The 24,566-nt window shown below is 66.0% G+C and carries 35 protein-coding genes and 3 tRNA genes; 26 read left to right on the top strand and 12 right to left on the bottom strand.

Going from position 1 to position 24,566, the window contains the following annotated elements:
* Positions 1-31: 31 nt before the first annotated feature.
* Positions 32-349 carry a quaternary ammonium compound efflux SMR transporter SugE gene (gene sugE / locus NO978_RS00190; RefSeq protein ID WP_257297481.1) on the bottom strand — a complete coding sequence of 106 codons (318 nt, stop codon included), beginning with the start codon at positions 347-349 and terminating at the stop codon, positions 32-34.
* A 107-nt stretch (positions 350-456) separates the two neighbouring features.
* On the opposite strand from sugE, the gene NO978_RS00185 reads away from it, so the two are divergent.
* The 3 genes from NO978_RS00185 (at position 457) to NO978_RS00175 (ending at position 2,458) form a co-directional block, all read left to right on the top strand.
* A tRNA-Lys gene (locus NO978_RS00185) sits at positions 457-530 on the top strand.
* 409 nt (positions 531-939) lie between these two features.
* Positions 940-2,070 carry a hypothetical protein gene (locus NO978_RS00180; RefSeq protein ID WP_257297480.1) on the top strand — a complete coding sequence of 377 codons (1,131 nt, stop codon included), beginning with the start codon at positions 940-942 and terminating at the stop codon, positions 2,068-2,070.
* Between the two features lie 52 nt (positions 2,071-2,122).
* On the top strand, positions 2,123-2,458 hold the full coding sequence (locus NO978_RS00175; protein WP_257297479.1) for a YrdB family protein: 336 nt from the start codon (positions 2,123-2,125) through the stop codon (positions 2,456-2,458).
* Positions 2,459-2,476: 18 nt separating this feature from the next.
* Here NO978_RS00175 and NO978_RS00170 read toward each other — a convergent pair whose 3' ends face one another.
* Both NO978_RS00170 and guaB read right to left on the bottom strand, forming a co-directional pair.
* Positions 2,477-3,025, bottom strand: coding sequence for a hypothetical protein (locus NO978_RS00170; protein ID WP_257297478.1), 549 nt, complete (start codon positions 3,023-3,025; stop codon positions 2,477-2,479).
* A 52-nt stretch (positions 3,026-3,077) separates the two neighbouring features.
* Positions 3,078-4,571: an IMP dehydrogenase gene (gene guaB, locus NO978_RS00165; protein ID WP_257297477.1), complete on the bottom strand. Its 1,494-nt coding sequence runs from the start codon at positions 4,569-4,571 to the stop codon at positions 3,078-3,080.
* Between the two features lie 248 nt (positions 4,572-4,819).
* Here guaB and NO978_RS00160 point away from each other — a divergent pair, with 248 nt between their 5' ends.
* From NO978_RS00160 to NO978_RS00145, 4 genes are all read left to right on the top strand, one after another.
* A complete protein-coding gene (locus tag NO978_RS00160) occupies positions 4,820-5,032 on the top strand; it encodes a hypothetical protein (protein ID WP_257297476.1) in 213 nt (70 codons plus the stop codon).
* Positions 5,029-5,814: a DUF5794 domain-containing protein gene (locus NO978_RS00155; RefSeq protein WP_257297475.1), complete on the top strand. Its 786-nt coding sequence runs from the start codon at positions 5,029-5,031 to the stop codon at positions 5,812-5,814. The genes NO978_RS00160 and NO978_RS00155 overlap by 4 nt, the downstream gene beginning before the upstream one ends.
* Before the next feature lie 38 nt (positions 5,815-5,852).
* On the top strand, positions 5,853-6,080 hold the full coding sequence (locus NO978_RS00150) for a DUF5795 family protein (RefSeq protein WP_257297474.1): 228 nt from the start codon (positions 5,853-5,855) through the stop codon (positions 6,078-6,080).
* Between the two features lie 49 nt (positions 6,081-6,129).
* Positions 6,130-6,308: transfer RNA gene (locus tag NO978_RS00145), tRNA-Trp, on the top strand.
* 425 nt (positions 6,309-6,733) lie between these two features.
* Here the strand turns inward: NO978_RS00145 and NO978_RS00140 are convergent.
* The 3 genes from NO978_RS00140 to NO978_RS00130 are packed head-to-tail and all read right to left on the bottom strand — an operon-like array spanning position 6,734 to position 7,570.
* Complete coding sequence (locus NO978_RS00140; RefSeq protein WP_257297473.1) at positions 6,734-6,928, bottom strand: hypothetical protein; 195 nt, start codon at positions 6,926-6,928, stop codon at positions 6,734-6,736.
* Positions 6,925-7,224 carry a hypothetical protein gene (locus NO978_RS00135; protein WP_257297472.1) on the bottom strand — a complete coding sequence of 100 codons (300 nt, stop codon included), beginning with the start codon at positions 7,222-7,224 and terminating at the stop codon, positions 6,925-6,927. Before NO978_RS00135 ends, NO978_RS00140 begins: the two co-directional genes overlap by 4 nt.
* 28 nt (positions 7,225-7,252) lie before the next feature.
* Entirely contained in the window at positions 7,253-7,570 is a 318-nt protein-coding gene (locus tag NO978_RS00130; RefSeq protein WP_257297471.1) for a cupin domain-containing protein, read from the bottom strand.
* Positions 7,571-7,750: 180 nt separating this feature from the next.
* Between NO978_RS00130 and NO978_RS00125 the strand changes: the two genes are divergently transcribed.
* Positions 7,751-7,981: a hypothetical protein gene (locus NO978_RS00125; protein ID WP_257297470.1), complete on the top strand. Its 231-nt coding sequence runs from the start codon at positions 7,751-7,753 to the stop codon at positions 7,979-7,981.
* 9 nt (positions 7,982-7,990) lie between these two features.
* Here NO978_RS00125 and NO978_RS00120 read toward each other — a convergent pair whose 3' ends face one another.
* The 3 genes from NO978_RS00120 to NO978_RS00110 all read right to left on the bottom strand — a co-directional run bounded on the left by NO978_RS00120 (position 7,991) and on the right by NO978_RS00110 (position 9,558).
* The gene (locus NO978_RS00120) at positions 7,991-8,734 is read right to left on the bottom strand and encodes a DNA-directed RNA polymerase subunit epsilon (protein WP_257297469.1); all 744 of its coding nucleotides are present in this window, start codon (positions 8,732-8,734) and stop codon (positions 7,991-7,993) included.
* A gap of 159 nt (positions 8,735-8,893) precedes the next feature.
* Positions 8,894-9,211 (bottom strand): hypothetical protein, encoded by a 318-nt coding sequence (locus tag NO978_RS00115; protein WP_257297468.1) that lies wholly within the window; start codon positions 9,209-9,211, stop codon positions 8,894-8,896.
* Positions 9,212-9,213: 2 nt separating this feature from the next.
* A complete protein-coding gene (locus tag NO978_RS00110; RefSeq protein ID WP_257297467.1) occupies positions 9,214-9,558 on the bottom strand; it encodes a winged helix-turn-helix domain-containing protein in 345 nt (114 codons plus the stop codon).
* A 150-nt stretch (positions 9,559-9,708) separates the two neighbouring features.
* Between NO978_RS00110 and NO978_RS00105 the strand changes: the two genes are divergently transcribed.
* From NO978_RS00105 to NO978_RS00085, 5 genes are all read left to right on the top strand, one after another.
* Positions 9,709-10,239, top strand: a complete 531-nt coding sequence (locus NO978_RS00105; RefSeq protein WP_257297466.1) for a hypothetical protein — start codon at positions 9,709-9,711, stop codon at positions 10,237-10,239.
* Between the two features lie 99 nt (positions 10,240-10,338).
* Positions 10,339-11,043: a queuosine precursor transporter gene (locus NO978_RS00100; RefSeq protein ID WP_369684087.1), complete on the top strand. Its 705-nt coding sequence runs from the start codon at positions 10,339-10,341 to the stop codon at positions 11,041-11,043.
* A gap of 328 nt (positions 11,044-11,371) precedes the next feature.
* On the top strand, positions 11,372-11,758 hold the full coding sequence (locus tag NO978_RS00095; protein ID WP_257297464.1) for a PaaI family thioesterase: 387 nt from the start codon (positions 11,372-11,374) through the stop codon (positions 11,756-11,758).
* Between the two features lie 91 nt (positions 11,759-11,849).
* Positions 11,850-12,005, top strand: coding sequence for a hypothetical protein (locus tag NO978_RS00090; RefSeq protein ID WP_257297463.1), 156 nt, complete (start codon positions 11,850-11,852; stop codon positions 12,003-12,005).
* Between the two features lie 12 nt (positions 12,006-12,017).
* Complete coding sequence (locus NO978_RS00085) at positions 12,018-12,233, top strand: hypothetical protein (protein WP_257297462.1); 216 nt, start codon at positions 12,018-12,020, stop codon at positions 12,231-12,233.
* A gap of 18 nt (positions 12,234-12,251) precedes the next feature.
* Here NO978_RS00085 and NO978_RS00080 read toward each other — a convergent pair whose 3' ends face one another.
* Entirely contained in the window at positions 12,252-12,884 is a 633-nt protein-coding gene (locus tag NO978_RS00080) for a helix-turn-helix domain-containing protein (protein ID WP_257297461.1), read from the bottom strand.
* 133 nt (positions 12,885-13,017) lie between these two features.
* Here NO978_RS00080 and paaA point away from each other — a divergent pair, with 133 nt between their 5' ends.
* The 11 genes from paaA (at position 13,018) to NO978_RS00025 (ending at position 20,821) form a co-directional block, all read left to right on the top strand.
* Positions 13,018-13,962 (top strand): 1,2-phenylacetyl-CoA epoxidase subunit PaaA, encoded by a 945-nt coding sequence (gene paaA / locus NO978_RS00075; protein ID WP_257297460.1) that lies wholly within the window; start codon positions 13,018-13,020, stop codon positions 13,960-13,962.
* Positions 13,963-13,966: 4 nt separating this feature from the next.
* Entirely contained in the window at positions 13,967-14,296 is a 330-nt protein-coding gene (gene paaB / locus NO978_RS00070; RefSeq protein ID WP_257297459.1) for a 1,2-phenylacetyl-CoA epoxidase subunit PaaB, read from the top strand.
* Positions 14,296-15,168, top strand: a complete 873-nt coding sequence (paaC, locus tag NO978_RS00065; protein ID WP_257297458.1) for a 1,2-phenylacetyl-CoA epoxidase subunit PaaC — start codon at positions 14,296-14,298, stop codon at positions 15,166-15,168. Before paaB ends, paaC begins: the two co-directional genes overlap by 1 nt.
* Positions 15,161-15,631, top strand: coding sequence for a 1,2-phenylacetyl-CoA epoxidase subunit PaaD (gene paaD, locus NO978_RS00060; protein WP_257297457.1), 471 nt, complete (start codon positions 15,161-15,163; stop codon positions 15,629-15,631). The genes paaC and paaD overlap by 8 nt, the downstream gene beginning before the upstream one ends.
* Positions 15,628-15,795 carry a 1,2-phenylacetyl-CoA epoxidase subunit PaaE gene (paaE, locus tag NO978_RS00055; protein WP_256299971.1) on the top strand — a complete coding sequence of 56 codons (168 nt, stop codon included), beginning with the start codon at positions 15,628-15,630 and terminating at the stop codon, positions 15,793-15,795. The genes paaD and paaE overlap by 4 nt, the downstream gene beginning before the upstream one ends.
* A 74-nt stretch (positions 15,796-15,869) precedes the next feature.
* Complete coding sequence (locus tag NO978_RS00050) at positions 15,870-16,691, top strand: hypothetical protein (RefSeq protein WP_257297455.1); 822 nt, start codon at positions 15,870-15,872, stop codon at positions 16,689-16,691.
* 330 nt (positions 16,692-17,021) lie between these two features.
* A complete protein-coding gene (locus NO978_RS00045) occupies positions 17,022-17,876 on the top strand; it encodes an NOP5/NOP56 family protein (protein ID WP_257297454.1) in 855 nt (284 codons plus the stop codon).
* Positions 17,873-18,535 carry a fibrillarin-like rRNA/tRNA 2'-O-methyltransferase gene (locus NO978_RS00040; RefSeq protein WP_257297453.1) on the top strand — a complete coding sequence of 221 codons (663 nt, stop codon included), beginning with the start codon at positions 17,873-17,875 and terminating at the stop codon, positions 18,533-18,535. The genes NO978_RS00045 and NO978_RS00040 overlap by 4 nt, the downstream gene beginning before the upstream one ends.
* A 51-nt stretch (positions 18,536-18,586) precedes the next feature.
* Positions 18,587-19,672, top strand: a complete 1,086-nt coding sequence (locus tag NO978_RS00035; protein ID WP_257297452.1) for a glutamate--cysteine ligase — start codon at positions 18,587-18,589, stop codon at positions 19,670-19,672.
* Positions 19,673-19,719: 47 nt separating this feature from the next.
* Complete coding sequence (locus NO978_RS00030; RefSeq protein ID WP_257297451.1) at positions 19,720-20,268, top strand: winged helix-turn-helix domain-containing protein; 549 nt, start codon at positions 19,720-19,722, stop codon at positions 20,266-20,268.
* 64 nt (positions 20,269-20,332) lie between these two features.
* Positions 20,333-20,821 (top strand): phosphopantetheine adenylyltransferase, encoded by a 489-nt coding sequence (locus NO978_RS00025; protein WP_257297450.1) that lies wholly within the window; start codon positions 20,333-20,335, stop codon positions 20,819-20,821.
* Between the two features lies 1 nt (position 20,822).
* On the opposite strand, the gene NO978_RS00020 is transcribed toward NO978_RS00025, so the two are convergent.
* Complete coding sequence (locus tag NO978_RS00020) at positions 20,823-21,131, bottom strand: transcription initiation factor IIB family protein (RefSeq protein WP_257297449.1); 309 nt, start codon at positions 21,129-21,131, stop codon at positions 20,823-20,825.
* 87 nt (positions 21,132-21,218) lie between these two features.
* On the opposite strand from NO978_RS00020, the gene NO978_RS00015 reads away from it, so the two are divergent.
* Both NO978_RS00015 and NO978_RS00010 read left to right on the top strand, forming a co-directional pair.
* Positions 21,219-21,302 (top strand) — tRNA-Leu (locus tag NO978_RS00015).
* Positions 21,303-21,346: 44 nt separating this feature from the next.
* Positions 21,347-22,369 (top strand): site-specific integrase, encoded by a 1,023-nt coding sequence (locus tag NO978_RS00010; RefSeq protein ID WP_257297448.1) that lies wholly within the window; start codon positions 21,347-21,349, stop codon positions 22,367-22,369.
* 41 nt (positions 22,370-22,410) lie between these two features.
* Here the strand turns inward: NO978_RS00010 and NO978_RS00005 are convergent, their stop codons facing one another.
* The gene (locus NO978_RS00005) at positions 22,411-23,202 is read right to left on the bottom strand and encodes a helix-turn-helix domain-containing protein (RefSeq protein ID WP_257297447.1); all 792 of its coding nucleotides are present in this window, start codon (positions 23,200-23,202) and stop codon (positions 22,411-22,413) included.
* Between the last annotated feature and the right edge of the window lie 1,364 nt (positions 23,203-24,566).

The raw sequence follows: 24,566 nt of genomic DNA, 5'->3' as shown, positions 1-24,566 counted from the left end.
CCGGGCCCACTTAACGGTCCCGACCCTCGGTTCAGGCCCCAGTCGAGTGCAGTCCCACGATTCCGGCGACGATGAGCCCCACGAATCCGGCCCGTGCGAGCGTCGCCGGCTCGTCGAACAGGACGACCCCGAGGATGGCCGTCCCGACCGCCCCGATACCGGTCCAGACTGCGTAGGCCGTCCCGACCGGGAGGCTCTCGACCGCCCGCCCGAGCAGCAGCATGCTGATGACGAGGGCGACCACCGTCAGCGCGGATGGGACCGGCTTCGAGAAACCGTCCGAGTACTCCAGCCCGACCGCCCACGCGATCTCGAACAGTCCGGCGACGACGAGGATTCCCCAGGACATGCCTCTCGTCTGTGGGTCGAGGGGGTTACGGATTGCGGTTCGCGAGCGGGCGCCGCCATGGAATGAAAACCCTTTTTAACACTACCACGTAACGAATGAGTGCACTCGGGCCGGTAGCTCAGTTAGGCAGAGCGTCTGACTCTTAATCAGACGGTCATGGGTTCAATTCCCATCCGGCCCGCTTCTGCTCCGAACGCACGTGAGGAGCGAAGCGGCTCCGAGGGAATTGAAGCAGGGAGGATACGCACAGCGGAGCGAGCATTCCGACTGAGGTTCAATTCCCATCCGGCCCGCTTCTCTTGCGAACAAAGTGACGAGCGTCGCGGCCGCGATGGAAATCGAATCAGGGAGCAAAGCGAGCGTGCGAGCGGGACGGCCGTCGTGAGACGAATGGTGAACCAGCACGCGGCGTAGCGACTCTACGATCGTGCCTCGAATTCCGGTGGATCCGTTCCTGGTTCTCGGCTTCCGTCACGACGACATCAGAGAGATAGAGCCATCCACTCGTGCTGTTTCGATTATACTCGCCCTGCACAGAACCGCTTCGTATCAAACCTTTCATGCGTGATGCGGCTGAACGCCGAGTCGATATGGTCCACCGGTTCCTCCGAATCGCCGTGCTCTGTCTCGTGTTGCTCTCGTCGACGACACTCGCGGGCTGTCTCGACGACGCAGGCACGGCCACCGACGCGGCAGCGCCCGAGACGACAGCGGACGTGACTACTCCCCACACGGTCTCCGCGAACGAGTCGGCCCGGCCGGACGGTGCGGCGGTCGTCGCCGCGTTCCGCGAGCGGATGTCGTCGCTGGATAGCTACGTGGCCACACGTCGGACGAACGTCACCGTCGGGGAGAACGTCACGACGAGCGAAGTCCGGCTGTGGGTGCGTCCCTCGGACCGGCAGCTCCGACAGGAGGTCGTCGCTCCCCGGGAGCGCGCCGGCACGGTGATGCTGCGAAACGAGAGCGCGACGACGGTGTACGAGCCCGACGCGGAGCAGGTGACGACGTTCCCGCAGTCGGCCGGCTCGGTCACGATGCTCGGCCTCCCGGTCCAGTCACTGCTCGAGCGGACGACCGTCGAGTTCGTCGGGGTGGCGGCACTCGACGGCGAAGACCACTACAAGGTGCGGTTCGTGCCGAACGAGTCGATGGCGGGCAACGCGAGTCTCGTCGCCTGGCTCGACACCGAGACGTACTTCCCCCAGCGCCTGGTATCGACGTCGACGGTCGGCGACCGAGTGTACACCTCGACGACGACCTTCGAGGACCTCCGCCTCGGCGTCGCCATCGACGACGACCGCTTCACCCTGGACGTGCCCGCTGACGTCGAGTGGTCCGAGCACGAGACGCCGGCCGTGACGACGTTCGAGCGCGTCGAACTCCTGCGGACGAACACGAGCCTCCACGTCCCGGCCCCGGACGTCCCGACCGGTTTCGCACTGGGGCGAGCAGCCCTGTCGGCCGGCTCCGTCGAGCGGGCCACACTGCGGTACACCAACGGCTCGGCGACGCTGCACGTACTGGTCCGGAACGGCACGCCGAGGGGCACCCCGTCCGAGGCCGAGTCCGTCACGCTCGACGGGCGGACGGTCCAGTACGTCGGGACCGACACGGGCGGCTACGTCCAGTGGCGGTGCGGCGACCAGAGCTACGTCGTCAGCGGCTCGCTCCCTCGCGGCACGCTGCTCGAGATCGCCGCCTCGATGAGCTGTGCCTGACCGAAGGGGCACACGTCGATGGCTTGAAATCTATCGGGCCCTGTGCGTTCGTATGGTCCTCGGGCTGGCGAACCGTGGCCTCCGCTTCCTCCTCGAGGTGGCCGCACTGCTCGCCATCGCGTACTGGGGGTTCGAAACCGGTGACTCGCTCCCGGTCGGTATCACACTCGCCCTCGCGGCCCCGACGGTCGTCGCAATCGTCTGGGGCGTCTTCGGTTCGCCGAAGGCTGCACTCCCGGTATCCGACCGGTGGCGGCTGCTACTGGAGGGACTCGTCTTCGGCGCGGCGACGGCGGGGGTCTACGCGGTCGGGCACCCGATTGTTGCGGGGCTGTTCGCCGGGCTCGTCGTCGGGAACCACACCCTCATGCAGTTCTGGGAGCAGTGAGCGGCTGCGTCGCTCTCCTCACTCCGAATCGTCGCCGCCGTCCCGTGTTCGACCCGTCGGTCGACCGTACAGCCGACGGGCGAGCGAGCCGAGCGCCTCGATGGTGACCTTGACGTAGAGGCCGACCAGAAAGGAGAGCCCGGCCACCTGGCGCGTCGACGGCGAACTCAGGAAGAACCGCATCAACAGGTAGATGCCCGCCGCCAGCAGCGGGGCTGCGAGCAGCCGGAGTCCCGCGCGACCGAGCTCCTCCGTCGTCTTCTCGAACTCGATGACCATGCTCGTGAACACGTACGCCAGCCCGCCCAGTCCACCGTAGAGATAGACGTAGGGCGGAACGGCGGCCGCCGCGGACGGTTCGTGCTCGGTGAACGCAGGTGCGACCACCCCCGTCGAGACGGCGAGGCCAACACCGGTCAGAACGACCAGCAGGGCTGCAGTCACGATGCCGACCGACGTCTTGTACCAGCGCTTCCCGATCCACCGGCCGGCCCGCGTCCCCTCGGTCGGTACGTCGCTGCCCCCATCCGTCCCCGTGCCACTGCTGTCCGACTCTTCGGTGGCCATTGGCTATGGGTTTTGGATTCGAACGTTAAAAAGCACGAGGGCCAGAGAGCGGTCAGTTCCCGTCCGGCGAGTAGTTCGGTGCCTCGTCGGTGATGAGCACGTCGTGGGCGTGGCTCTCGGTCTGCCCCGCCGAGGAGACGCGGACGAACTCGGCGCGCTCCTTGAAGTCGGGGATGGTGCCGGCGCCGACGTAGCCCATTCCGGACTGCATCCCCCCGACGAGCTGGTGGAGTTCGGACTTCAGGCTACCTTTGTACGGGGTCGCGGCCTCGACGCCCTCGGGGACGTACTCCTCGTCCTCGTTGTCCTCCTTGAGGTACCGCTGGCTGTCGCCGGACTGCATCGCACCGACGCTGCCCATGCCGCGGTACTGCTTGTACTTCTTGCCCTGCATGGTGACGACTCGTCCCGGTGCCTCGTCGGTTCCGGCGAAGTACGAGCCGAGCATCACCGCGTCCGCACCGGCCGCGATGGCCTTGATCGCGTCGCCGGAGTAGCGGATACCGCCGTCCGCGATGACGGGCACGTCGTGCTCGGCCGCGACATCCGCGACCTGTGCGACCGCGGAAATCTGGGGCATTCCTGCGCCGGAAACGACCCGCGTCGTACAGATGGAGCCCGGCCCGATGCCGACCTTCAGGCCGTCGGCGAAGTCGACGAGAGCCTCTGCGGCCTCGCGGGTCCCGATGTTCCCGACGACGACGTCGGCCCCGACCTCCGCCTTGATCTCACGGGCGCTGTCCACGACGTTGCGGTTGTGGGCGTGCGCGCAGTCGATGAACAGCACGTCCGCGCCGGCCTCGTCCGCGGCTATCGCACGGTCGACCTCGAACGGCCCGACGGCGGCGCCGGCGATGAGACGGCCGTCCTCGTCGCGTGCCGCGTTGTCGTACTCGCGCCGCTGGAGGATACCCTGCATCGTCACGAGGCCGATGAGCTGGTCGTCGTCGCCGACGATGGGAACCCGCTCGATCTTGTGCTCGTACATCAGCTCGAGCGCCTCCCGCGCCGTGGTGCCCTTCTCGGCGGTGATGACCTCCTCGGTCATCGCCTCGCGGACGCTGTCCTGTTCGCCGACCTCCAGATACGGGCGGATGTCCGTCCCGGAGATGATGCCCAGCACGACGCCGTCGTCGCTGACGACGGGTGCGCCGTTGACTCCCTCGTGGTCCATCATCTCGTCGACCTCGCGGACCGTCTGCTCCGGCTTCGCGGTCACAACGTCACGGATGATGAGTTCGTCCGCGCGCTTGACGCGCTCGACGTGTGCGGCCATCTCGTCGACGTCGAGGTTGCGGTGGATGACGCCGAGACCGCCGTGCCGTGCCATCGCGATTCCCATCCCCGCCTCGGTGACGGTGTCCATCGCTGCCGATAGCACCGGTACCGGAATCTCGACGTGCTTCGAGACCCGCGATGCGAGGTCTGTGTCGTCGGGTTCGACGCGGCTCTCCTTCGGTCGGAGCAGGACGTCGTCGAACGTCAACGCCTCTGGGACATCGAGTTTGGCCGAGAACTGACCGCTGCGTGGAGCGTCTTTCGCCATATAAGCGGTCCGCACGATTCGCACAAAAACGTTCCGAGACCGTCGCCCCGTGGCGCGCGGTCCCACACCCGCCCGCCCCGGGCTGGTTCGCCCATCCGACACGAGGGAATGCGTTAGTGAGAACCACACGGATTTCCCCCGCACCGGGCGAAACATCGTAGCCATCTGCCAGCAATAGCCGACGATAGTTCGGCCATGGATGCCGTTGACACAGAATTCTTATTACCTTCACGTCCCGAGTGCGGTGTATGACCGCCGTCACGACGGACGGAGCACGCATCGGTGCCGAGCACAGCGACCACGCCGGGTGCTCGTTTCCGTTCCTCCCCGTGACAGCAACCTCGATGCGGCCCGTGACGAAACTCGCAGGGAACGAGCGCGCGCCGCGCAGGGTCGGGACAGCCGGTGCCGCTCAGCGTACCGCAGTGACGACTTCCACCACGAGGGCCCCTGCGGAATGAGCGCGGCTACGCACCCCGTCGCCGGCAGACTCCAGTCGCTCGTCGGCGGCGACGCGAAGCTGCTCGCGACCGTGATGGGCCTCCCGCTCGTCGATGGCATCTTCCCGGCGCTGGTCCTCGCGGGCGCCCTCGACGGGCCGCTGGACATCGTGCAGGTCGGTCTGCTCGTCTTCGGTGGCAGCGCGACCGTTGCCGTGGTCCTCGCAGAGATGGACGGCTCGCACCGAGAGATCGTCACCACCGTCGCCGCCGTCGGTGTCGGCCTCGTCGCACTCGCGACCGTCGAAGCCACGCTCGCACCGACCATCGAGAGCGTCCTCGACATCCACACGTTCGAACGCGCCGCCGCGCTGGTCGTCCTCGCCGTCGCTGCCAAGACCGCCTCCGCGCGCATCGGCGAGTACCTGCCGCGCCCCGCAGTCGTCGTCGGCCTCGGCCTCCTCGTCAGCCTCGACCTCTCGAACCCCCAGTTCGAGGTCGTGCTCGACCCGCGACTGGTCGCCGCCGCCGCCGCCGCCGCGGCCGTCGGCGCCGGGTTCGCCCTCGCCGTCGCCGTCGCGGGCCCACACCTCCGCCGTCGCATGGACATCGACCGCTTCCGCTTCGGCAGCGCCGTCGCCCTCGGCCTCCTCGCCCTCTCCATCCTCGGCCTCGATGTCGGTACCGCACCCCTCGCCGTCGTCGGTGTCGCCGCGCTGTTCGCGCTCGAACCCGGCTGCGCCGACGACCGCCCGGACCAGTCAACCGCCGACTCGACTCCGCACGCCGACGCCGCCGACTGACCGGAGCGCTTACCTGCGTTCGGGCGTCCTGTTCGTTCATGTCCGACAACCGCGTCGTCCAGGGGCGGATGGTCACCCCGAAGAAACTCGCCGAACTCGTCGAAGGCGAGTCCGTCATGGAAGCCGAACCCATCGCCGACGCCGACCGACAGTGCCCCGACTGCGGCGGTGACGTCCTCGAAGTCGTCTACATGCCGAGCGTCACCGAACTCGTCACCGGCCACAAGTGCCAGGACTGCGACTGGGCCGACGACGACCGCGACTAGGGTCCGAATCGAAACCCCTTTAGTGAGAACCGCCAAACGAAGCACCTGCGGGGACGTGGCCAAGCCAGGCATGGCGACTGACTCCAGAGGCCACGCGCCCGGGACGAGACTCCAGACTGATATACCGAGCGACCGACTGATCATCGGCTCGCGACGACGACCCTCTGGAGTTCCGAGGCGCACACCGGAGATATCAGTCGATCGGGGGTTCAAATCCCTCCGTCCCCATCCCGGTTCTTCCACGGATTAAAATCGCAAGATAGCGACGCGTCTTCGCCTTCTCGCTGTATTGAGCCGCCTCATAGTCGTCTATCACTCGGTCGTTGAGACAGTCTGCCGCAAGAATGCACGGGCGGGTCAGCGGTACCGGCGGCTTGTACGCTCGGTGGTGTGGCAACCTCCCATTCGGAGTGGTGGGCAGTTACCGGCGCCCGTACTGGTTGGTCACCTCTTCTCGGTTGGCTCCGAGGTGGTCAACGAGAGTGTCCGAATGCTCGTCAGGGTGTTCTTCAGGCCGGAGCGCTGGTCAAGTTCGTCGATGGTGTACACGCCAGGGTCACCGAGACCATACGACGGTCGCGTTTCTCACCGGCGTAGATGCCGAGCAGGCCGTACGCCTCGTTGGGCACGTCCGTTGTCCGGTACTGAGAGAATCAATCAGAGAGAGCAACTGAAAGCCATCTGCTGAACAACGAAACTACCACATACAGCGGCATGAGGTACACGAGTACGGTCGCAATGGCATGGGCGGTGATTATCGGGCCATCGAGACCAGTGGGAGCGGTCTGGACCGCAATCAGGGCAACGAACCAGAGCGTTGTCGCGCGGTACAATTCTGGTTTCTTCATGCGGGCGTCCGTATCCTCGGTAAGCGATACAAAAAGTTTTGGCAATCACTAATAGCGGGTAGCAAACCGCCAAACAACGGACGACTGACGAGCTGAAGGCCGTCTACTGTCTCGTCGACTTCAGACACCATGAACCCGACCACGGTCGAATCACTCCTCTCGTGGCCGAGTTTCTCTTCGAACTCCACCGAATCCGGCCGCACGGTCGTCTCGTCGTCGGTGAACTGGAGCAGGGAGACGAACGCCGCGTTCCCGGTGGGGGTGGTCGCCCCGTGCTGAGGGAGCATCGTCGGCACGAATCCGCAGCGTATTCGTTCTGGCCGGTCAGCCGGAGCCCGGCATCGGACACAGGCTCGCCGTGAACACGGCCCGCTCGTCGGTCTCGTTGCGTGCACCGTGGACGACGCCGCGGTCGTGCTGGACGACACCGGGCGCTTCGACGACAGCCTCCGCGTCGCCGCGAACCACCGTGACCGTGCCCGCCAGCACGTGGAAGACGTTCGTCGAGTCGGCGTGCTCGTGTGGCGACAGCTCCGCACCCGGGCCGAGCGCGAACGCCTTCACGAGCACGTCGTCGGTCACGACGACCTCCGCGTCGAGGACCTCTCCGTCGTCGGGGTCGAGCGCTGGAAAGCTGTCCATGGTGAGTGGGTCGGTGCACGCCTGCAAAACGCTTCCGCCGCCGCTGGCGAGGCTGGCGACGATGCAGACGGAACGTAGACCGCGGATGGGAGCGCCACGTCACAGACCGATGGCAGTGGTGGTGCCGATGGCGCGAGCACGACGGACGCCAGGCCGAACGACAGTCCCGACCCGGACTGTATGCGGCTCGCTGGACAGCCGACGCCCTCCGACCCATCGGGGACACCGTTCATCTTCGCGTTCGACGACGTGGACTCCTGGGCGGTGCCGGCGGCACTTCAGGGTCCTGGCGGTCGGAGGCAGGGGTTCTCCAGCCCGATGGTGAGCGTCGACGGGGAGCCTGAGAGTGCGGGTATCCGCGTGGGCCAGCAATCCCAGGTGCTCACAGCGGCTGGGGTCGACGAGATCTGAGACCGAGAATCAGGCGGACTCGCCGTCCTGGGCAGGCGGGTCGGTGCGGATGGGCGGCAGGCTCGGGTCGCGGTAGGGCGAGCGGCCGAACACGGCGTCCGCGAGGTCCTGCTCGTCGAGCTGGTCCCTGAGGGTGCGGGTGAGCCGGTTCACGGCGGTCACGTCGAGCCCGTGTTCGTCCAGCAGCAGCCGGAACTGGCCGTCGTCGGTGAGCGACTCGAACTGCTCGGACAGCGCGGCGAGCTCGTCTGGCGAACGCTCGCTCACCCACTCGTCGTCGTGGAGCCCGAGGCGGCGCTTCCGTTCCTCGTCGACGACGTGGCGGATGACGACGAGTGCGACCCGCTGGATGGCGCGCTGGCTGCCGAACGCGGTGAGGTCCAGCTCCGCCATGATGCCGAGCGCCCGGTCGCGCTCCCAGGGTGTCAGCGCGAGGTTGTTGCAGAAGGCGTGGGTGATACGGACCTTCTCCAGTCGGTGCATCCGCTCGCTGTGGCCGGCCATCGCCGGGTGTTGCTCGTCGTGGAGCCGCCGGAGGCTCTCGCTCACGTCCTCGTGTGCGTGACGGGGGCGGCCGATGAGCGTGGCGCTCGGGGTGACGACGTCCCAGCGGCGAACCCGTTCGTCTTTCACCGCGTCGATGCGGCCGAGCGAGCCGTCGCCGGGGCCGGCGTGGACGTCGCGTGGGTCCCGGCGTTCGGGCGGTTCTGACGACCGTGGGTCGGCCGCCGGTGGGACTGCGGAGTCGGTCATTCGACTCCTCGTTGCGGCTCCAGTGTATAGAAAGGCGGGGCTCCGAGGTTGGTGTCGTCGGAGCCCGTCTCCGCTCACTATGAGCCCTTGTGACGAGAAGCACTTAAAGGAACTCGGAGAGTCTGCCGCACGGACCGCGGGTCACGGAGGGGTCGGTCGCTACCGGGAGTACAGCGAGTAGAGGATACAGCTCAACCCGGCGAGCTGGGTGACGCGGACCAGCACGGTGTGGGCCTGCTGGTACGCGAGCGGCAGGATTCCCTCCCGGAGGAGGATACTCCCGCCGAAAGAGATGCTGTAGGTCACGGCCGTCAGCAGCAGCAGGCCGATGGAGAGCAGCTGCATCGGGCGGCTGTCGTGTCGGCGGAAGCCCCGGTACGCCTGGTAGCCGATGACCAGGCCGATGATCGTCGAGAGCGCTGCGAGTGCAACGACCAGCGCCTGCACCGGGTCGCCGATGAGTGTGAGCCCGAGCATGGTCAGAGTCTGTGCCACATGTCGGTGAACGTGTCCGCGACGTCCTGTTCGGTTCGCTGTAGTTCCATGTCGAATTCGCCCTCCGTGAGTTCGACCGAGAACCGCTCCAGCGTGGCGAGGTAGACGCTGTAGTGATTGCCGTCGTCCTGGAGACGTGTCTCCTCGCGCAACAGGCCACACTCCTGCAGGGACTCGGTCCGTCGGTACACCGTCGGCAGCGAGGCGTCGCACTCCTCGCTCAGCTCCTTGGCCGACTTCGGCCCCTCGCTGGTGGCTTCGAGGATCGCGCGGGCGTACTCGTCGTCGAGCAGCGCGACGACGTCCGAGAGCGCCGGGTCCTCGGTCACTGCAACCGGGTTCTCGTCCGTTCACGTAAAAACTGTCCGTCGTGTTCCGGGTCGGAAAAACCGGTGTAGGTCGACGCCTCACCTCGGGAGCGGACGGGCCCCGTCCCGAGGACCGGGGTGCTTATCGGGGGCGCGGACGGGATGAAGGGTATGACGCTCGCGGCACGGACACGAGAGGCAGCGGCGGCACATCCGTTCCTCGTCGACGCGCTTCGCGCCGGCGTCGTCAACTACGCCGCGGCGGCGCGGTTCGTCGACGTCGAGGGGGAGCCGGAGGCGGTCGCGACCGCCCTTCGCCGATACGCCGAATCGCTCCCCGACTACGCGCCCTCCTCCCCGCCCGTCCGGGTGACGATGCAGCGCGGGCTGGGCCGCGTCGACAACGGCGATACGGGGAGCGACGACGGGGAAGACGACCTACTCCTTCGCGTAAACGACGCGGGATACGGCCCGACTGCGGACGGGGACTGGACGGCAGTGCTCGCGACCGGCGCGGTCGATGCCGGCTTCGCCGCGGCCGCCCTCGACCGGCTCGCGCTCGCAGACGTGACCGTGCACGCGATGGGATTCGACGGTGAGGCGTTCGTCGCGCTCGTCGGCCGGAGAGCGGGAGCCGACGCCATCCGGGCCGTCGAAGCTGCTACGGAGTCCGTTCCGGACCGACCGTCTGCCGACGGTTGAGGTGTCTCCCGGCGGCTATCGAGGTTCCGCGGACGACGGTCGCGAACCAGAATCCTCAAACGAGTCGCGAGAGTTCGCTCGGTAGACATGACCGACCCGATCCGGAAGGGCGACGCAGCGGACGTCGGACAGATCGCACTCGTGGGGCTGTTCGTCACGGCGCTGGCGACGGCACAGGTCACGGCGAGCAAACTCCTCGCGTTCGGGATTCCACTCTCGCTCCCGCACACCGGTGACACGCTGGTCCTGCCCGGCGCGGCGCTGGCGTACGCGCTGACGTTCTTCGCGAGCGACTGCTACTCGGAGCTGTACGGGCGTCGCGCGGCGACCGCGATGGTCAACGTCGGCTTCGCGATGAACTTCGTCGTCCTCGTGCTCGTCTGGAGCACCATCGCCTCGCCCGTGGCCGGTAACAGCGCCGTCGCCGCCGACACGTTCGAGACGGTCCTCGGCGCGAGCACGAACATCGTGGCTGGCTCGCTGCTCGCGTACATCGTGAGCCAGAACTGGGACGTCTTCGTATTCCACCGGCTCCGTGCGGCGACCGACGGCGAGTCGCTGTGGCTGCGCAACATCCTCTCGACGGCGACGAGTCAGGCCATCGACACGGTCATCTTCGTCTCGGTCGCGTTCTACGTCGCACCCAAAGTGTTCGGTGTTGGTGGTGGCCTTCCTGTGTCGGTCATCCTCGCCCTGATGGTCGGGCAGTACGTCTTCAAGGTGCTCGTCGCAGTGGTCGACACCCCGTTCGTCTACGGAGTCGTGTCGCTCGTGGAGCGGTACGAAGCTGAACGGCCGGAGTAGACGGGGAGCGATATCGACGTCACTAGCTGTCGTCGGCGACTGACCGCCGGCGATGGAACTCTCTCGGGGGTGGTGGTTCAAGGAAGGGGGGTTGGGGGGGTATGGGGGGTGGCGACAGCACGTCGCTGCAATTCGCCAAGTAACTCTTGGGAGGCAAGGTAGGTAACGTTTGACTCTAATCTATAAGTGCCACGTCGAACCGCACCCTAATAGATTAGAGTATGGGACCATCCGGAGCCGGACTCGTCGGTGGCAACAGCCAACGGAATCGACGCCGCGACCGTGGCCTTCCTGAAGGGTTAAGAGGATGCACCGAGCAGGGCCGGGCATGGACATCGAATCGTTCTTCGAGGAGATGCCGTTCGCCGACCTCCTGGGTGTCGAAGTGACCGAAGCTGCCGACGGACACGCCGAGGGACAACTGGAGATGCGCGAGGGGCTGTCCTGGAACGCGGACCAGTTGATGGCCCACGGCGGCGTGACGTTCACCCTCGCGGACACCGTGGGTGGAGCGGCGCTCGTCTCGCTGGTCGACCAGCCGGTGCCGACCATCGACATGCGCATCGACTACCTCGACGCCGGGACGGGCGACCTGTACGCGGAGGCGGACGTGGTCCGCTGTGGTGGCGACGTTGGCACCGTCGACGTCGACGTGTTCACCGCCGAAGACGACACGCTGATCGCGGACGCCCGCGGCGTCTACAAGACTGGGTGATGCTTCCCCGGTCGTCCGGCTCTCTCGTAGGTCGGAGCTTGCCGATTAGAGTAAAGCGTATCCAGGCCCGCTCCTCCCTCAGTCCTGCTGTATGGAATGGCAACTCACCGTCTACATCATCCCGTTCGTCTTCTCGACGCTCCTGTCGTTGGGGCTGTTCGTCTACGTGCGCGTCGGTCGGACGCACCTGCTCGACCGACCGGTCGTTCGGATGTTCGTCGCCCTGACGTTCAGCATCGCAATCTAGGCCGTCGGCGACGTGTTCTGGCTCCTCACGACCGATCTCGTCGCCAAGCGCGCCTGGCTGGTGGTCCAGTTCATCGGTGCGTGCGGCTCGACGCTGGGCCTGCTCGGGTTCGGGCTCGCCATCGTCGAGCGCATCGCCCGGGCTCACAGCTGGTCGGTCGTCGCCGAGGAGAGCGCAACTGGCGGTGCGGGGTTCACCTTCGGGCTAAGCGGGTCGACCGCCGGGTAACCACCCGCTGCGGTTCGGTTAGTCGAACACCTGCGCCATGAGTGCGGCCTGTCCCCGGCGGAGTCGTTCGAGGAACGCCGACTTGCCGATGCCGAGTTCTGTCGCAACGTCGCCGGCATCGGCCCGCCGCGGTACCTCGAAGTAGCCCATCTCGTCGGCGAGCCGCAGCGCCTCCTCCTGTGCGGGCGTGAACCCCCACCGGCGCGCGACGGCTTCGTCGTCCTCGCTCCCGAGCGGGTAGATGCGCTCGAGGGTGACACCGACGGCCTCCCCGGCTGCCTCGAGCACGCCTTCGAGCACGTCGTACCCGACGACCGCGCCGGTGTACGTCTCGACGCCGTCGGCGTAGCTCAGTGCCTCCGCCATGAACCCCGCGTCCGTCAGCTGGTGGACGACGCAGGGATGCTTGGAGAGACAGCGGTAGTTGACCCGCTCGTCGGTCGACGAAGCGTGGAGGTACCGGATGCGTTCGTCCGCGTCGAGCACCGGCGCGATGGCGGGGTCGCCGGTGAACTGGAGGAGCGCGTTGCCGTCGGCACGACGCTGTGGTGGCTTCGCCTCGAGGGTGGTGTCCGTCTCGCGCGTCGCGGTCGCGAGTGGACAGTCGTCACCGGTTACCGCGAACTCGACGACGAGGCACTCCTCTATCATGAGACTGCGTTCACGGTGTGGACCTATGGTGTTGTCGTCGAGCCGAACACCTTGCCGCGGCCAGTATATAAACCCCACACATGGACGGGTTAACCTGTTAGTCGTTGGGCTCCGAAAATTGGGATGAACTATCATGGATATCGAGGAGGTCAAACAGCGGGCAGGACCGCGGGAGTTCAGTCCGAAGGACGAGATGCCGGAGAAGTACAGGAAGGCGGCGACCCGGATGATCCAGTTCCACGCGAACTCCGAGATCATGGGCGCGTACCTGGAGAAGCCGTTCATCCGCCAGGCACCGAGTCTGGACCGCAAGCTCGCGTTCAGCGCGAAGGTGCAGGACGAGATCGGGCACGGGCAGCTCCTCTACCGGGCCGCCGAGAGCCTGGGCATCAAGACGCGTGACGAGATGCTCGACGAGCTCGCCGAGGGCAAGGGGAAGTTCCTCAACTGCTTCCACTACCCGATGGACAGCTACGTCGAGACGCCGATGATCGCGTTCTTCGTCGACGGCGCGGCGATGCGCCGGCAGGCGACGCTCAAGTCCACGTCGTGGGAGCCGTACGCCCACGCGATGGACAAGGTCTGCTTCGAGGAGGGCTTCCACGTCAAGCACGGTGAGGCCATCCTCTACGAGCTGATGACCGGCTCGAAGAAGGAGCAGGAGATGACCCAGGAGGCATTCGATGAGTGGTGGCCGCGCATCATCCAGTTCTTCGGCCCCACCAACGAGAAGTCGACCCACCACGGCTTCGCCAGCGAGGTCGGGCTCAAGCAGATGAGCAACGACGACCTCCGGACAGCGTTCCTCAACGCGTACATCCCGAAGGCCGAGAAGTACGGCCTCGAGATTCCCGAGGAGCCGCGCATCTCGAAGAACGACGACGGCACCTACGAGGTCGTCGAGGAGGACCTCGACTGGGACGAGTTCTTCACCATCGCGAAGAACGACTACGAGCCCGGCGTCGGCCAGATCAACGGCCGGAAGGCGGCTCAGGACGCCGTCGAGTGGGTCCGCGAATCGCTCGACAGCCACGAGAACCGGCTCTACGGTTCCAGCCAGCCGCAGGCGGCAGACTGAGACCATGATCTGGGAAGTGTTCAGACAGGAGAAGTCGGGCGATTACCACAAGCACTGTGGGAACGTCCACGCACCGGACCGGGAGATGGCCCTGCTGTTCGCCGAGGTCCAGCACGGCCGTCGCAAGCCCACGAACAGCCTGTGGGTCACCCCGCAGAAGGAGATCGGCGAGGTCGACACCGAGGACGCGGCCTTCGGCGGCACGACCGACAAGTCCTACCGGTGGGCCATGACCTACAACTTCGAGGCCGCCGCCTCGGAGGTCGAGGAGTCCGAGAGCGAACAGGCATCGGCCGAACGCGAGCGCAAGGCCCAGATAGAGGGTGGTAGCTGATGGCGGCCGTCGAAGAGCTCTCCGAGCCCGATGACCTGACCGCCGACGAGCGAGAGGCCGTCCAGCACCAGCTGTTCCGGCTGGCAGACGACGAGTTCGTCGTCGCCGAGCGCTACACCGAGTGGCAGGTCAAGGCTCCGACCCTCGAGTCCGACCTCGCGTTCTCGAACATCGCGCAGGACGAGCTGGGTCACGCCCGGCTCTGGTACGACCTGCTCCAGGACTGGGGAGCCGAGGAGTCCGAACTCATCTGGGAGCGCGACCCGTCGGAGTGGCGCCACTCCACGCTGGCCGAGCTGCCGTTCGACGAGGGCGACTGGGCGGATCCGGTCCTCCGGTCGTACCTCTACGACGTGGCCGAGGACATCCAGCTCCGCGCGCTGCAGGACTCGTCGTACCCGCGCATCCGCGACCGCGTCGGGAAGATCCTCGGCGAGGAGGACTACCACCGCGAGCACGCGGCGAACTGGCTCGAACGGCTCTGTGAGGAAGAGGAGAGCCGTGCCCGTGTGCAGGACGCCCTCGACCGGCTGTTCCCGCACGCACTGACGCTGTTCGCCCCGACCGACGAGGCGGTCGAGGAACGCATCGACGAGCTCGGGATCCGCAGCGAGCCGCTCGTCACCATGCGCGAGGAGTGGCTCGACGAGGTCATCCCGTTCCTCGAGTCGCTCGGACTCAGCGTCGACGACGCCGAGCTACCCGAACAGTACGACGTCCACCACAGCCAGCTCGAGCTCCCCGAGCACACCGGTCGCGACCAGTCCCACACCGACGCCTGGTTCGACCTGCACGACGACTTCACGCACACGTATCAGGAGCTCGGCCGCACCAGCGCCGAACGCATCATGAAGGACCCCGACGATGAGTAACGCCTACGACACCGACATCCCGGACTCGGTCGACCCCGTCGACGACGACTGCGTCGAGCCGGCCGGGGAGGCCTGTGCGTACACCGAGTACGTCGAGGGCGAGGCGTACGACGACGTGCCCGCGACGGGCGAGGGAGCCGAAGGCGTCGAGCGCGACGTCTGGGACACCCTGTACGAGATCGAGGACCCGGAGATGCCGATCTCCATCGTCGACCTCGGGCTCATCTACGGCGTCAGCGTCGACGACACCGACGACGGCACCGTCGCCACGATCGACATGACGCTGACGTACTCGGGCTGTCCCGCACGGGACATGCTTCAGGACCAGATACAGGAGGCCGTCGAGGACGTCGACGGCGTCGACCGCGCCGACCTCCGGCTGGTCTGGTCGCCGGAGTGGAACCTCGAGCTGGTGACCGAGCAGGGTGAACAGGACCTCCGCGACTTCGGACTCAGCATATGAGACGCGCAGACCCGTCCGTCACGACCAGTGGCGACCTGGAGGGAGCCGAGTGCCCGTACTGCGGCTCCGAGAACACCGTCCGCGACCACCCGAAGGGCCCGTCGCTCTGCCGGTCGATGCACTACTGCAACGACTGCGAGCAGCCCTTCGAGAAGTTCGAGTAACCGGTCCGTCTCCGCCGTTTTCCCCCGACTGGACCGACCGTCGGAGCTTTGGTCGTCCGAACGCACACGCAGATATGGACGAGGAGTTGCTCGCCGAGTTTACCGCACCCTCCCAGATGTTCGAGCGAATGCTCTCGCTCGCGGCGGTCGAGCCGCCGGACAGCGCCGAACCGTACTACGACGAGATGTTGGTGCGGGTCGACGGGTCGTCGCTCCGGACGCCCGCGGGGAGTGCAGACGCCCCACTCTCGGCGTACTGCACGGCACGGACGGAGTTGCTCGACACGTTCGACGCGGTCGCGGAAACTCCCGTCACTGCGGTGTTCGACATCGTCGAGCTCCGCGACTGGCTGGCGTGGGTGGGCGGCGGCGAGGGGGACATTTCGGTCAGGATGGACGGCGACCCAGAAACGGGTTATGCGTCGCGGCTGGTCGTCCGAAGCGGCGACGCGACTGCACGTATCGACTGCGTCCGTGACTCCGCGCTGGGAGCCGACGTATCGCTGACGCTCCCGGACCGGTTCACCGAGGACGAGCGATTTCTCCTCGCCGATGGGACGCCCGCCCCGACGGTCGTCGAGACGGAGGCCGACCAGCTCCGCCGCATCGCGGACGGCCGCCGGACGGCCGGCGCGGCGACGTTCCCGTTCGTCGTCGACGACGGGTCGTTGCAGTTCGAACTCCGCGAAGACGGCAGGCTTCGGGCGTGCGAGACGCTGACAGGGGAGGTCAGCGGACCGGCCGTCCGCAACGAGTACGACGGCCCCCTCGGTCGTGTGGCCGACGTACTGACGGGTCCGGTGACGCTCCAGACCGGGCCGGGACAGCCGCTGGCCGTCGTCAGCCGTCGCTCCGGCTTCACGTTGCGGTACGTCCTGTCGCAGGGAGAATCGTAGGTGCTCAGTTCGGTCCCGCTACCTCGAGTGTGTAGTCAGAGCGAATCCACGCGTCCTCGTTCTCCGAGTCGAATATCTCGACTCGGCCGTCGTCGGATTCGCGTGCTCTGAATCTCGTGTCGATAGCTTGGGGGCCGTCAGTGGTCGTATCGTTCGCGCTGTTCATAGTCTGTGTCGGGCGTTGTGGCCCGAATGCGGTATCAAATGGAGACGGGTCTGCAGGCATAAGCTTTCCGCCGTGACTGATTCCGCCCACCGGACAGTTTAATCACGTTCTAGGACTGGGGCGAGTCGGTGGCCTTTACTCGTCTGGCCGGCGAAGACGTGTCCATGACAGGAGACGGGTGGTTCGCTGGCTGCGACGCCGGCGACACCGCCACGGCGGCCGAGCACGTCCGCGAGGGCCGTGCCGACGCGCCGGCTGACTGGCCCACACGGGCCGTCGAGTCTGGCTTCGCGCCCGACGAGGAGGCGTACTACACGGCGCTCCACGAGGCCTGCGTCGCCGCGACACGGGGCGAGGCAACCGAGGCCGAGCGCGCCGGTGACCAGCAGCTCGTCCACGCCGTTCGCGCGATGGACGACTGTATGCGGACGGCCAACGAGCTCGCGGAGCGGCTGAGCGAGTGGGCCGGCGCGCTGTTCGACGAGGACGGCGCCGGTGTCGAGTTCGCGAGGACGGTCGCGGACCGCGAGCCGACGACGCCCGACGAGGAGCGTGCGGTGTCGCTGGCCGAGCGCGTGGTCGATCTCGCCGATGAGGCGGAGGACCTGGAGGCGTACGTGGAGACCCGTGCACCGACGGTCGCGCCGAACCTCGCCGCGATGGCCGGGCCGGTGCTCGCCGCCCGGCTCGTCGCGCTCGCGGGCGGGCTGGAGTCGCTGGCCAAAAAACCCAGCGGGACGGTGCAGGTGCTCGGCGCGGAGGACGCGCTGTTCGCACATCTCCGTGGCCACGCGTCGTCGCCGAAACACGGCGTCATCTACACTCACGAGTACGTCAGAGGGACCCGACCGGCTGACCGCGGGTCGGCTGCCCGCGCAGTCGCCGGGAAGCTGACAATCGCCGCCCGCGTGGACCACTACTCGGGCGAGCGCAAGCCGGAACTCGACGCCGAGCTGGACGAGCGCATGGCGGCCATCCGCGCCCGGGCCGAGGACGACGAGGAGGGCGACGAAGAATGACCGCGACGCCACTCGCCGACGGCGGCGACAGTCACCTCCCGGACGGCGTCGAGCCCAGAACGTTCGACGGCGACCAGCGGCTCGCGACCCGCGGCGAGCCGGTGTACGGCGAGCCCGTACAGGACGGCTGGCGGGCGTGGGACCCCGGCCGCTCGAAGCTCGGGGCGATGCTCGGGCGTGGAGTCGAGACCGGGTTCGCCGGCGGCGACACCGTCCTCTACCTCGGTGCGGCGAGCGGGACGACGGTGAGCCACGTCGCCGACTTCGCCGGCCCGACCTACGCCGTCGAGTTCGCGCCCCGACCGGCACGGGACCTCGTGCGAGCCGCCGAGAGCCGACCGAACCTGTTCCCGCTGCTGAAGGACGCCCGCAAGCCGGAGACCTACGCCCACGTCGTCGAGTCGGGTGTCGACGTGCTGTTCCAGGACGTGGCGACACGGGGGCAGGGCGAGGTCGCCTGCCGGAACCGGCAGTTCCTCGCGGACGACGGCTGGCTCGTCGCCACCATCAAGGCACGGAGCGAGGACGTGACTGGCCCCACCGAGGTCACGTTCGGCCACGTCGTCGACACCATCGAGACCGAGTACGAGGTCGTCACCACGGAGCGGATGGACCCGCTCCACGAGGATCACCTCGCCGTCGTCGCGCGTCCGCGGTGAAGCTGCCCGACTCCGCACGCCTTTTGAGGCGCCCCCTCGAAGAGATGTCCGATGGAGCGAGGGTCACCCGACGCGTTCACCGAGCAGGGGACGCTCGGGGTCGAAGAGGAGTTCTTCGTCGTCGACGAGGCGGGCTCCCCCGTCTCTGGCAGTGACGAACTGGTCTACGAGGGCGAGCGACCGGAGCTACTGGACGACCGACTCGACCACGAGCTGTTCAAGACCGTCATCGAGACGCAGACACCGAAGTCGGCGGATCTCGCGGAGGCGAGAGCGAACGTCCGCGCCGTCCGGGAGGCGCTCGTCGAGTACGCCGCCGACCACGACTTCGGGGTCGCGGCCGCGGGGCTGCATCCGGCCGCCCGGTGGCGCGAGCTCGAACACGCAGAGAAGGACCGCTACCGCGCACAGCTCGAACGCATCCAGTACCCACAGCACCGAAACACGACCGCCGGGCTGCACGTCCACGTCGGCGTGGACGACCCCGACAAAGCAGTCTGGGTAGCGAACCGACTGCGCTGGCACCTCCCGGTGATGCTCGCCCTCTCGGCGAACTCGCCGTACTGGAACGGCTACGACACCGGTCTCGCCTCGGCCCGCGCGAAGATCTTCGAAGGCCTGCCCAACACGGGGATGCCCACCGCGTTTGCGGACTACGAATCGTACCAGCGCTTCGAGAACCGGATGATAGACAGCGGTTCGATTAACGACCGCGGCGAGCTCTGGCACGACGTGCGGCCCCACTCAGGTCACGGGACCGTCGAGGTGCGAGCGCCGGACGCACAGGCCGACGCCGACGTCGTCCTCGCGTTCCTCGAGTACACCCAGGCACTCGTCACCGACCTCTCCGAGCGCTACGAGGACCTGGCGACCCCCGACGGCACGGACGGCTGCATGCGCCGCGAGGTGCTCGACGAGAACAAGTGGCGAGCGCTCCGCTACGGCCACGCCGCCTCGTTCATCGAGCGCGAGGGAAGCGGCACCGTCGACCTCGGCGAGGTCGTCGACCGCGAGTGCGACCGACTCGGCGTCTCGGGCATCCGCGACGTGTACGACGCCGACAGTGGAGCCACCAGGCAGCGGCGCATCCTCGAATCGGAGGGCCTCGACGCGCTCTGTCGGGACCTCCTGCTGTGAGCAATGGGTTTTTACCACTCCGAGGCTTGTGTCCTCCTGTAGAGGACATGTCTTCTGACGATACAGACCACGACGAGCACGTGACCGACGACGAGTTCGAGGACTTCGACGACCGGTCGAGACGAGACAGGGCCGTCGAAGGGTTCGACCAGGGCCTCGTCGACCTCCTCTCGTGGGTACTCGACACCGAGACCCGCGCGAAGATCTACGTCTACCTCCAGAAGCGTCCAGGCAGTACGAGCGAGGAGATCGCCCAGGGGACGGGCCTGTATCCCTCCACCGTCCGGGAGGCACTCGCCGAACTGCACGACGAGGAGAAGGTTCACCGCGAGAAGCGCGAGAGCGCCGGCGCGGGCAACAACCCCTACGAGTACACGGCCATCGCGCCGAGCGAGCTCGTCGGCGGTGTCGTCGGACAGGTACAGGAGGAACTGAACACCGTCTTCAACCTCGACAAGGTGCTCGATGGCGAGCGCCGGACCGAAGACAGCACTGCCGAGCCGGTCACGATAACCGTCGAGGAGGTCTCCGACGCGGACGAGGACGACGCCGACGAGGGTTCCACGGCAGACGACGGCCAGCCCACATCGGAGTAGCGCTCGCCGACGGACGACCCACGCTTTCGACTCTTTTATTGCACGGGCAGGCTTTTGGCCGTGCATGGAAGTCGCGCTGGGCGGGACGTTCGACCCGGTGCACGATGGACACCGTGCACTCTTCGAGCGAGCGTTCGAACTCGGCGACGTGACGGTCGGCCTGACGAGCGACGAGCTCGCACCGAAGACCCGGAACGTCGACCGATACGTCAGGCCCTACGACGAACGAGCCGCGGCCCTCGAACGGGAGTTGACCGAACTCGCCGCGGAGCACGACCGCGAGTTCGAGGTGCGCGAGCTGACCGAACCGACAGGTATCGCTACGGAACCACAGTTCGACTACCTCGTGGTCTCGCCCGAGACACGCGACGGCGGCGAGCTGGTCAACGAGGTCAGGCGCGAACGCGGCCACGAGCCACTCACCGTGGAGGTCGTCGACCACGTCTACGCCGAGGACGGCGCGGTCATCTCGAGCACCCGCATCGTCGAGGGCGAGATCGACGAACACGGCAACCTCACGCCCGAGCGCGACGGCCGCGACGCCACCCGGTAGCTCACCAGCTGGGCGGCTGCAATCCGGCCGACTCGAGGACGTCCTTCCACCGTTGCTGAATCGACAGCCGTGAAACGCCCGCAGCCTCGGCCACCTCGGTCTGGCTGCGCCCCTCGCTCGCCACCAGCGCGCCGGCGTAAAGGCTCGCCGCCATCGCCGGCCCTTTCGAGCGGTCCGACTCCGGTACCGAGGAGAGGAACATGTCCACCGCGTACGAGCGTGCGTCGGCGCTCAGGTCGAGTCGGTCGGCGGCGACCTCCATCTCGGCCAGCCACTCCTCGTTCTCGACCTGGTCCCGTGCGCTGTACATGCCCGGTCGTAGCGCGTTCTCGTACATAAATCGCCTGCCGTCTGAACCCGACAGGTTCTTACAGCCTTCGGGTGAAATTCGGGCTGAGCGCGGGTAGCCAAGCCAGGAAACGGCGCAGCGCTTAGGACGCTGTCCCGTAGGGGTCCAGGAGTTCAAATCTCCTCCCGCGCACTCAATCCTCACGCAGTCCCGTGGTTTTGCTTGTGCACACAAGCATGACAGCCAAGCAAAACGAACGCTGTGACATTCGAATCGAGTCCGGGCGGAAGATCCGATTAGTCCCGGAACCGAACCGTGACGCACTGAACGATAAGCAGCTCGTGGACTACCGCGAGCACCGCGCCGAGTTCATCGAATGGCTACGGTCGAAGGGGAAGAACCCGGGTAAGCGCGAAGGGTACTCAGATTACACCGTGTACGAGACCGCGTACAAGACCGCCCGGTTCGATCGATGGACATGGGGTGAAGACGGTCGATACACCGTCCCGCCACGACCCGAGCAGGCGACGGAGTACATGGACGACGTCGTCGCATACCGTGACATCACGAACGCGACGAAGGGCAAGACGGAGGAGGCCTTGATGCGGTACTACCGATGGGCATCAGGGACGTCTCACGTCGCCGAGTGGGACCGAGAACAACGATTCCGTTCCGGCGGGGGCGATGCTCCGCGTGACTACCTGACCCGGCGTGAGCGACGCCTGGTGCGCGAGGAAGCCCTCGAAACGGGCGACGGGTGGCGCGTCGCATCAATCGTTCTCACAAGCCTCGATGCCGGGTTACGACCCGTAGAAGTCGCGCGAGCGCGACCTGCGTGGGTTGATACGCAGAACATGCTACTCAGAATCCCGCGCGAAGACTCATCGAAGAACGTCGATAACTGGCGCGTCAGTCTAACGAGTCGAACGGCGACCGCGCTCGAACACTGGCTGCAGGAACGCAGCGACGACTCGATGTACGACGATCGTGACGAACTCTGGTTAACCAGAGAAGCAACTGCGTACGGGTCCCGGTCACTCTCCCGGTTACTGTCCAGACTGTGCGACGATGCAGGAATCGACTCAGGCGGACGAAGTCTGACGTGGTACGCCGTTCGACACAGTGTTGGCACCCTGATGACTGCAGAGCGGGATTTGAAAGCGACGAAGGACCAGTTACGGCACAAGTCGGCGAAAACGACGATGAAGTACGATCAGGTTCCAGTGGAAGACCGTAGAGACGCGTTAGAGAACTTCTGAGCACCGCGGGAGAGAGGCAGGCACCCCCGGACCCGCCCACGTCACTCCTCAGTGTCACCCTCCCCTTCAAGCCCGTACCGATCAGCATTCTCCTCAGCACGAGTGATCGTCCGCGGTGACACACCGAGACGGTCCGCAGCCTGCCGCTTGTTGATGTCCTCATGCAGTCGCATCGAGATCACCGCGCGGACGTCCTCGATGTTTGGACCCGGAACCAGTTCACCATCGACCTTCTCATACCCGAGTGGCGGCCGTCCAGCTTGCGCGGTCTCAGGCAACCAGCGCTGGACGTCACGGACATCCGATCGCCGCTGCAGTTCCAGTCCGGCGGCATCGAGCCCGTCCAGCACCCCCAGTACCGCGTCAACGTTATCCTCAGTGATGTCGAACCCTTGCGAGACGACATGCACTTCAACACCAGCATCGACCAACTCCCTGACCCGGTCAGCAATCTCACCCGGTGACTCACCGAGAGTGACGAGGTTGTTAACGAAGAAGTGCGGGATGTCGTGACTGGTAACGTACCCGACTGCCCCGGCGATCTTGGCGTTATCTGCTGACCGGCCAACACCGACACGCCCGTTGTTCTCGCCGCGAACCAATGCAGGGATGTCCACCTCTTGATTGACAACACGCCTGACAAACTTGTCACGCTCCGCTGCACCAAGCCCACTGTCCGCAATCACGCGAGTTGCTGCGAGGACCTGGCGGAGCGAATCGTCCACCTCACTCCACGTCGCCCCAGTCACGACTGCGACGAAGGTCTCACCCGCAGTGTCACCCTCCCCGTCACCGTCGTCAGTGTCGAACGCTGTGATATCTGCTTGTGGCATGATTCTTCGGTTAGAGGTTCTGCGCGTGGCGGTATAAGCTTTCGCGGGGTATTCCGCGGGCGCGTCTGAAAACCACTCGCAGAACACCCCCGCGGAAATCAAACACCCTCGCAGAATACCGCGCAGAAACGAAACTGGGGGTGCAGAAACCCCACGCAGAACCCGTTTCACCACCCCATCTCAAACCGTTGAGTTGTTTAATCGTGGCGCGGGTTCTAAGCGCTTTAGAAGCCGCGCCAAGCAACTTAAGAGCGTAAAGCTGGTTTGGCGCGGGTCTATACCGGCCGTTTTCGTCCGAAGAGGGTGTTAGATGTAGGGTGGGTGGAGGATTTACCTCCCAAGAGTCTGAGACGTTCAGTGTCACTGTGACTTCGCTCACACGCCGTGCAGCTCAACGACTCCCGAGGAACCGTTACGAGAATCAATGCAAAATCCCGCGATCGGACATCAGGCGCGGAATCGACGTGAAACGAACCAGGGTAGCTAAGGCGATATACCACCCTGGCATGCGATCTAAGCGCGTAAATCCCGTTTGCCAGGGTTGTATATCGGCCGATCTCGTCCAAAGATGGTGTCCGGTATAGAGGGATTTACCCTCCGTTGAGAAGTGGCGGGTTGGTGGTCACTCAGACGCCGCTGGGCTTCGAGACAGTGTCACGCCGCCCGCAGCCACGGTCAGTGTCACGCCAGCCCGGCCTGGGGTGCAGACGACGACGTCGCCACAGTCACGACCGACACCAATGACCCTGTCAACGACAGCAACCACTCACACGCCGCCAGTGCTCCCCGACAGTAACACGAAGCAGCAGCTCAGAAACCGCTCACACGCCACTCAATGCTCACACCCACACACGTGTCTCGGTCTCTTGACCCAGCACACGCGGCTAACACGTGCACACGACAGCACAGAACACCGAGACCATCGATCCAGACGAACAGTCGCCCGAACACAATCGAGCGCGGCAGCCGCCGCGCCCTCCCTATCCACACTGTAACTATTCAGCTACTACATTGGGGGTCATTTCGCTGGGACCGCGCGCCCAAATTGTAAGAAACATGACCACCAATTCGTGTCGTGTGGTTGATTAGAATTGGTGGTTAGTTATTTGACTGTTTGGGCTGGCGGTGTTGGCTGGCTGACCCCCTATAGTATAGAGAGTCGTACGCGGGGTTGAATGCGTTGTCAACTGGAAGGGGCGTCGCAACTCTGCGAGGTTCTAAGAGTGAAAGAAGGTTGGTATGTGTTTACCCCGAGGTCTCGACAGCCGGCACAGCGTGAGCCCGTGAGATCATATCATTGCTGCTGACGACTCGACGAAGCTCTTCGTATGGATTGCGTCCCTGCTGGCGCCACGTCGCCAGCA

The sequence above is a fragment of the Haloarchaeobius sp. FL176 genome (assembly GCF_024609245.1).
Taxonomy (GTDB): Archaea; Halobacteriota; Halobacteria; order Halobacteriales; family Natrialbaceae; genus Haloarchaeobius.
The sequence above is the reverse complement of the archived record's forward strand: the minus strand, read 5'-3'. Positions and strand labels throughout refer to the sequence as shown.

Excerpts from the sequence above, each read along its gene's own strand:
- paaC (WP_257297458.1), top strand. The coding sequence starts at position 14,296 with ATGGCGGCCGTCGAAGAGCTCTCCGAGCCCGATGACCTGACCGCCGAC.
- NO978_RS00130 (WP_257297471.1), bottom strand. The coding sequence starts at position 7,570 with ATGGACAGCTTTCCAGCGCTCGACCCCGACGACGGAGAGGTCCTCGAC.
- NO978_RS00040 (WP_257297453.1), top strand. The coding sequence starts at position 17,873 with ATGACCGCGACGCCACTCGCCGACGGCGGCGACAGTCACCTCCCGGAC.
- NO978_RS00115 (WP_257297468.1), bottom strand. The coding sequence starts at position 9,211 with ATGCTCGGGCTCACACTCATCGGCGACCCGGTGCAGGCGCTGGTCGTT.
- NO978_RS00120 (WP_257297469.1), bottom strand. The coding sequence starts at position 8,734 with ATGACCGACTCCGCAGTCCCACCGGCGGCCGACCCACGGTCGTCAGAA.
- NO978_RS00150 (WP_257297474.1), top strand. The coding sequence starts at position 5,853 with ATGTCCGACAACCGCGTCGTCCAGGGGCGGATGGTCACCCCGAAGAAA.
- paaE (WP_256299971.1), top strand. The coding sequence starts at position 15,628 with ATGAGACGCGCAGACCCGTCCGTCACGACCAGTGGCGACCTGGAGGGA.
- NO978_RS00095 (WP_257297464.1), top strand. The coding sequence starts at position 11,372 with ATGGACATCGAATCGTTCTTCGAGGAGATGCCGTTCGCCGACCTCCTG.
- NO978_RS00005 (WP_257297447.1), bottom strand. The coding sequence starts at position 23,202 with ATGCCACAAGCAGATATCACAGCGTTCGACACTGACGACGGTGACGGG.
- sugE (WP_257297481.1), bottom strand. The coding sequence starts at position 349 with ATGTCCTGGGGAATCCTCGTCGTCGCCGGACTGTTCGAGATCGCGTGG.
- paaB (WP_257297459.1), top strand. The coding sequence starts at position 13,967 with ATGATCTGGGAAGTGTTCAGACAGGAGAAGTCGGGCGATTACCACAAG.
- NO978_RS00170 (WP_257297478.1), bottom strand. The coding sequence starts at position 3,025 with ATGGCCACCGAAGAGTCGGACAGCAGTGGCACGGGGACGGATGGGGGC.
- NO978_RS00010 (WP_257297448.1), top strand. The coding sequence starts at position 21,347 with ATGACAGCCAAGCAAAACGAACGCTGTGACATTCGAATCGAGTCCGGG.
- NO978_RS00175 (WP_257297479.1), top strand. The coding sequence starts at position 2,123 with ATGGTCCTCGGGCTGGCGAACCGTGGCCTCCGCTTCCTCCTCGAGGTG.
- NO978_RS00140 (WP_257297473.1), bottom strand. The coding sequence starts at position 6,928 with ATGAAGAAACCAGAATTGTACCGCGCGACAACGCTCTGGTTCGTTGCC.
- NO978_RS00180 (WP_257297480.1), top strand. The coding sequence starts at position 940 with ATGGTCCACCGGTTCCTCCGAATCGCCGTGCTCTGTCTCGTGTTGCTC.
- NO978_RS00020 (WP_257297449.1), bottom strand. The coding sequence starts at position 21,131 with ATGTACAGCGCACGGGACCAGGTCGAGAACGAGGAGTGGCTGGCCGAG.
- NO978_RS00030 (WP_257297451.1), top strand. The coding sequence starts at position 19,720 with ATGTCTTCTGACGATACAGACCACGACGAGCACGTGACCGACGACGAG.
- paaA (WP_257297460.1), top strand. The coding sequence starts at position 13,018 with ATGGATATCGAGGAGGTCAAACAGCGGGCAGGACCGCGGGAGTTCAGT.
- guaB (WP_257297477.1), bottom strand. The coding sequence starts at position 4,571 with ATGGCGAAAGACGCTCCACGCAGCGGTCAGTTCTCGGCCAAACTCGAT.
- NO978_RS00155 (WP_257297475.1), top strand. The coding sequence starts at position 5,029 with ATGAGCGCGGCTACGCACCCCGTCGCCGGCAGACTCCAGTCGCTCGTC.
- NO978_RS00045 (WP_257297454.1), top strand. The coding sequence starts at position 17,022 with ATGACAGGAGACGGGTGGTTCGCTGGCTGCGACGCCGGCGACACCGCC.
- paaD (WP_257297457.1), top strand. The coding sequence starts at position 15,161 with ATGAGTAACGCCTACGACACCGACATCCCGGACTCGGTCGACCCCGTC.
- NO978_RS00125 (WP_257297470.1), top strand. The coding sequence starts at position 7,751 with ATGCGGCTCGCTGGACAGCCGACGCCCTCCGACCCATCGGGGACACCG.
- NO978_RS00035 (WP_257297452.1), top strand. The coding sequence starts at position 18,587 with ATGGAGCGAGGGTCACCCGACGCGTTCACCGAGCAGGGGACGCTCGGG.
- NO978_RS00025 (WP_257297450.1), top strand. The coding sequence starts at position 20,333 with ATGGAAGTCGCGCTGGGCGGGACGTTCGACCCGGTGCACGATGGACAC.
- NO978_RS00160 (WP_257297476.1), top strand. The coding sequence starts at position 4,820 with ATGACCGCCGTCACGACGGACGGAGCACGCATCGGTGCCGAGCACAGC.
- NO978_RS00080 (WP_257297461.1), bottom strand. The coding sequence starts at position 12,884 with ATGATAGAGGAGTGCCTCGTCGTCGAGTTCGCGGTAACCGGTGACGAC.
- NO978_RS00050 (WP_257297455.1), top strand. The coding sequence starts at position 15,870 with ATGGACGAGGAGTTGCTCGCCGAGTTTACCGCACCCTCCCAGATGTTC.
- NO978_RS00090 (WP_257297463.1), top strand. The coding sequence starts at position 11,850 with ATGGAATGGCAACTCACCGTCTACATCATCCCGTTCGTCTTCTCGACG.
- NO978_RS00105 (WP_257297466.1), top strand. The coding sequence starts at position 9,709 with ATGACGCTCGCGGCACGGACACGAGAGGCAGCGGCGGCACATCCGTTC.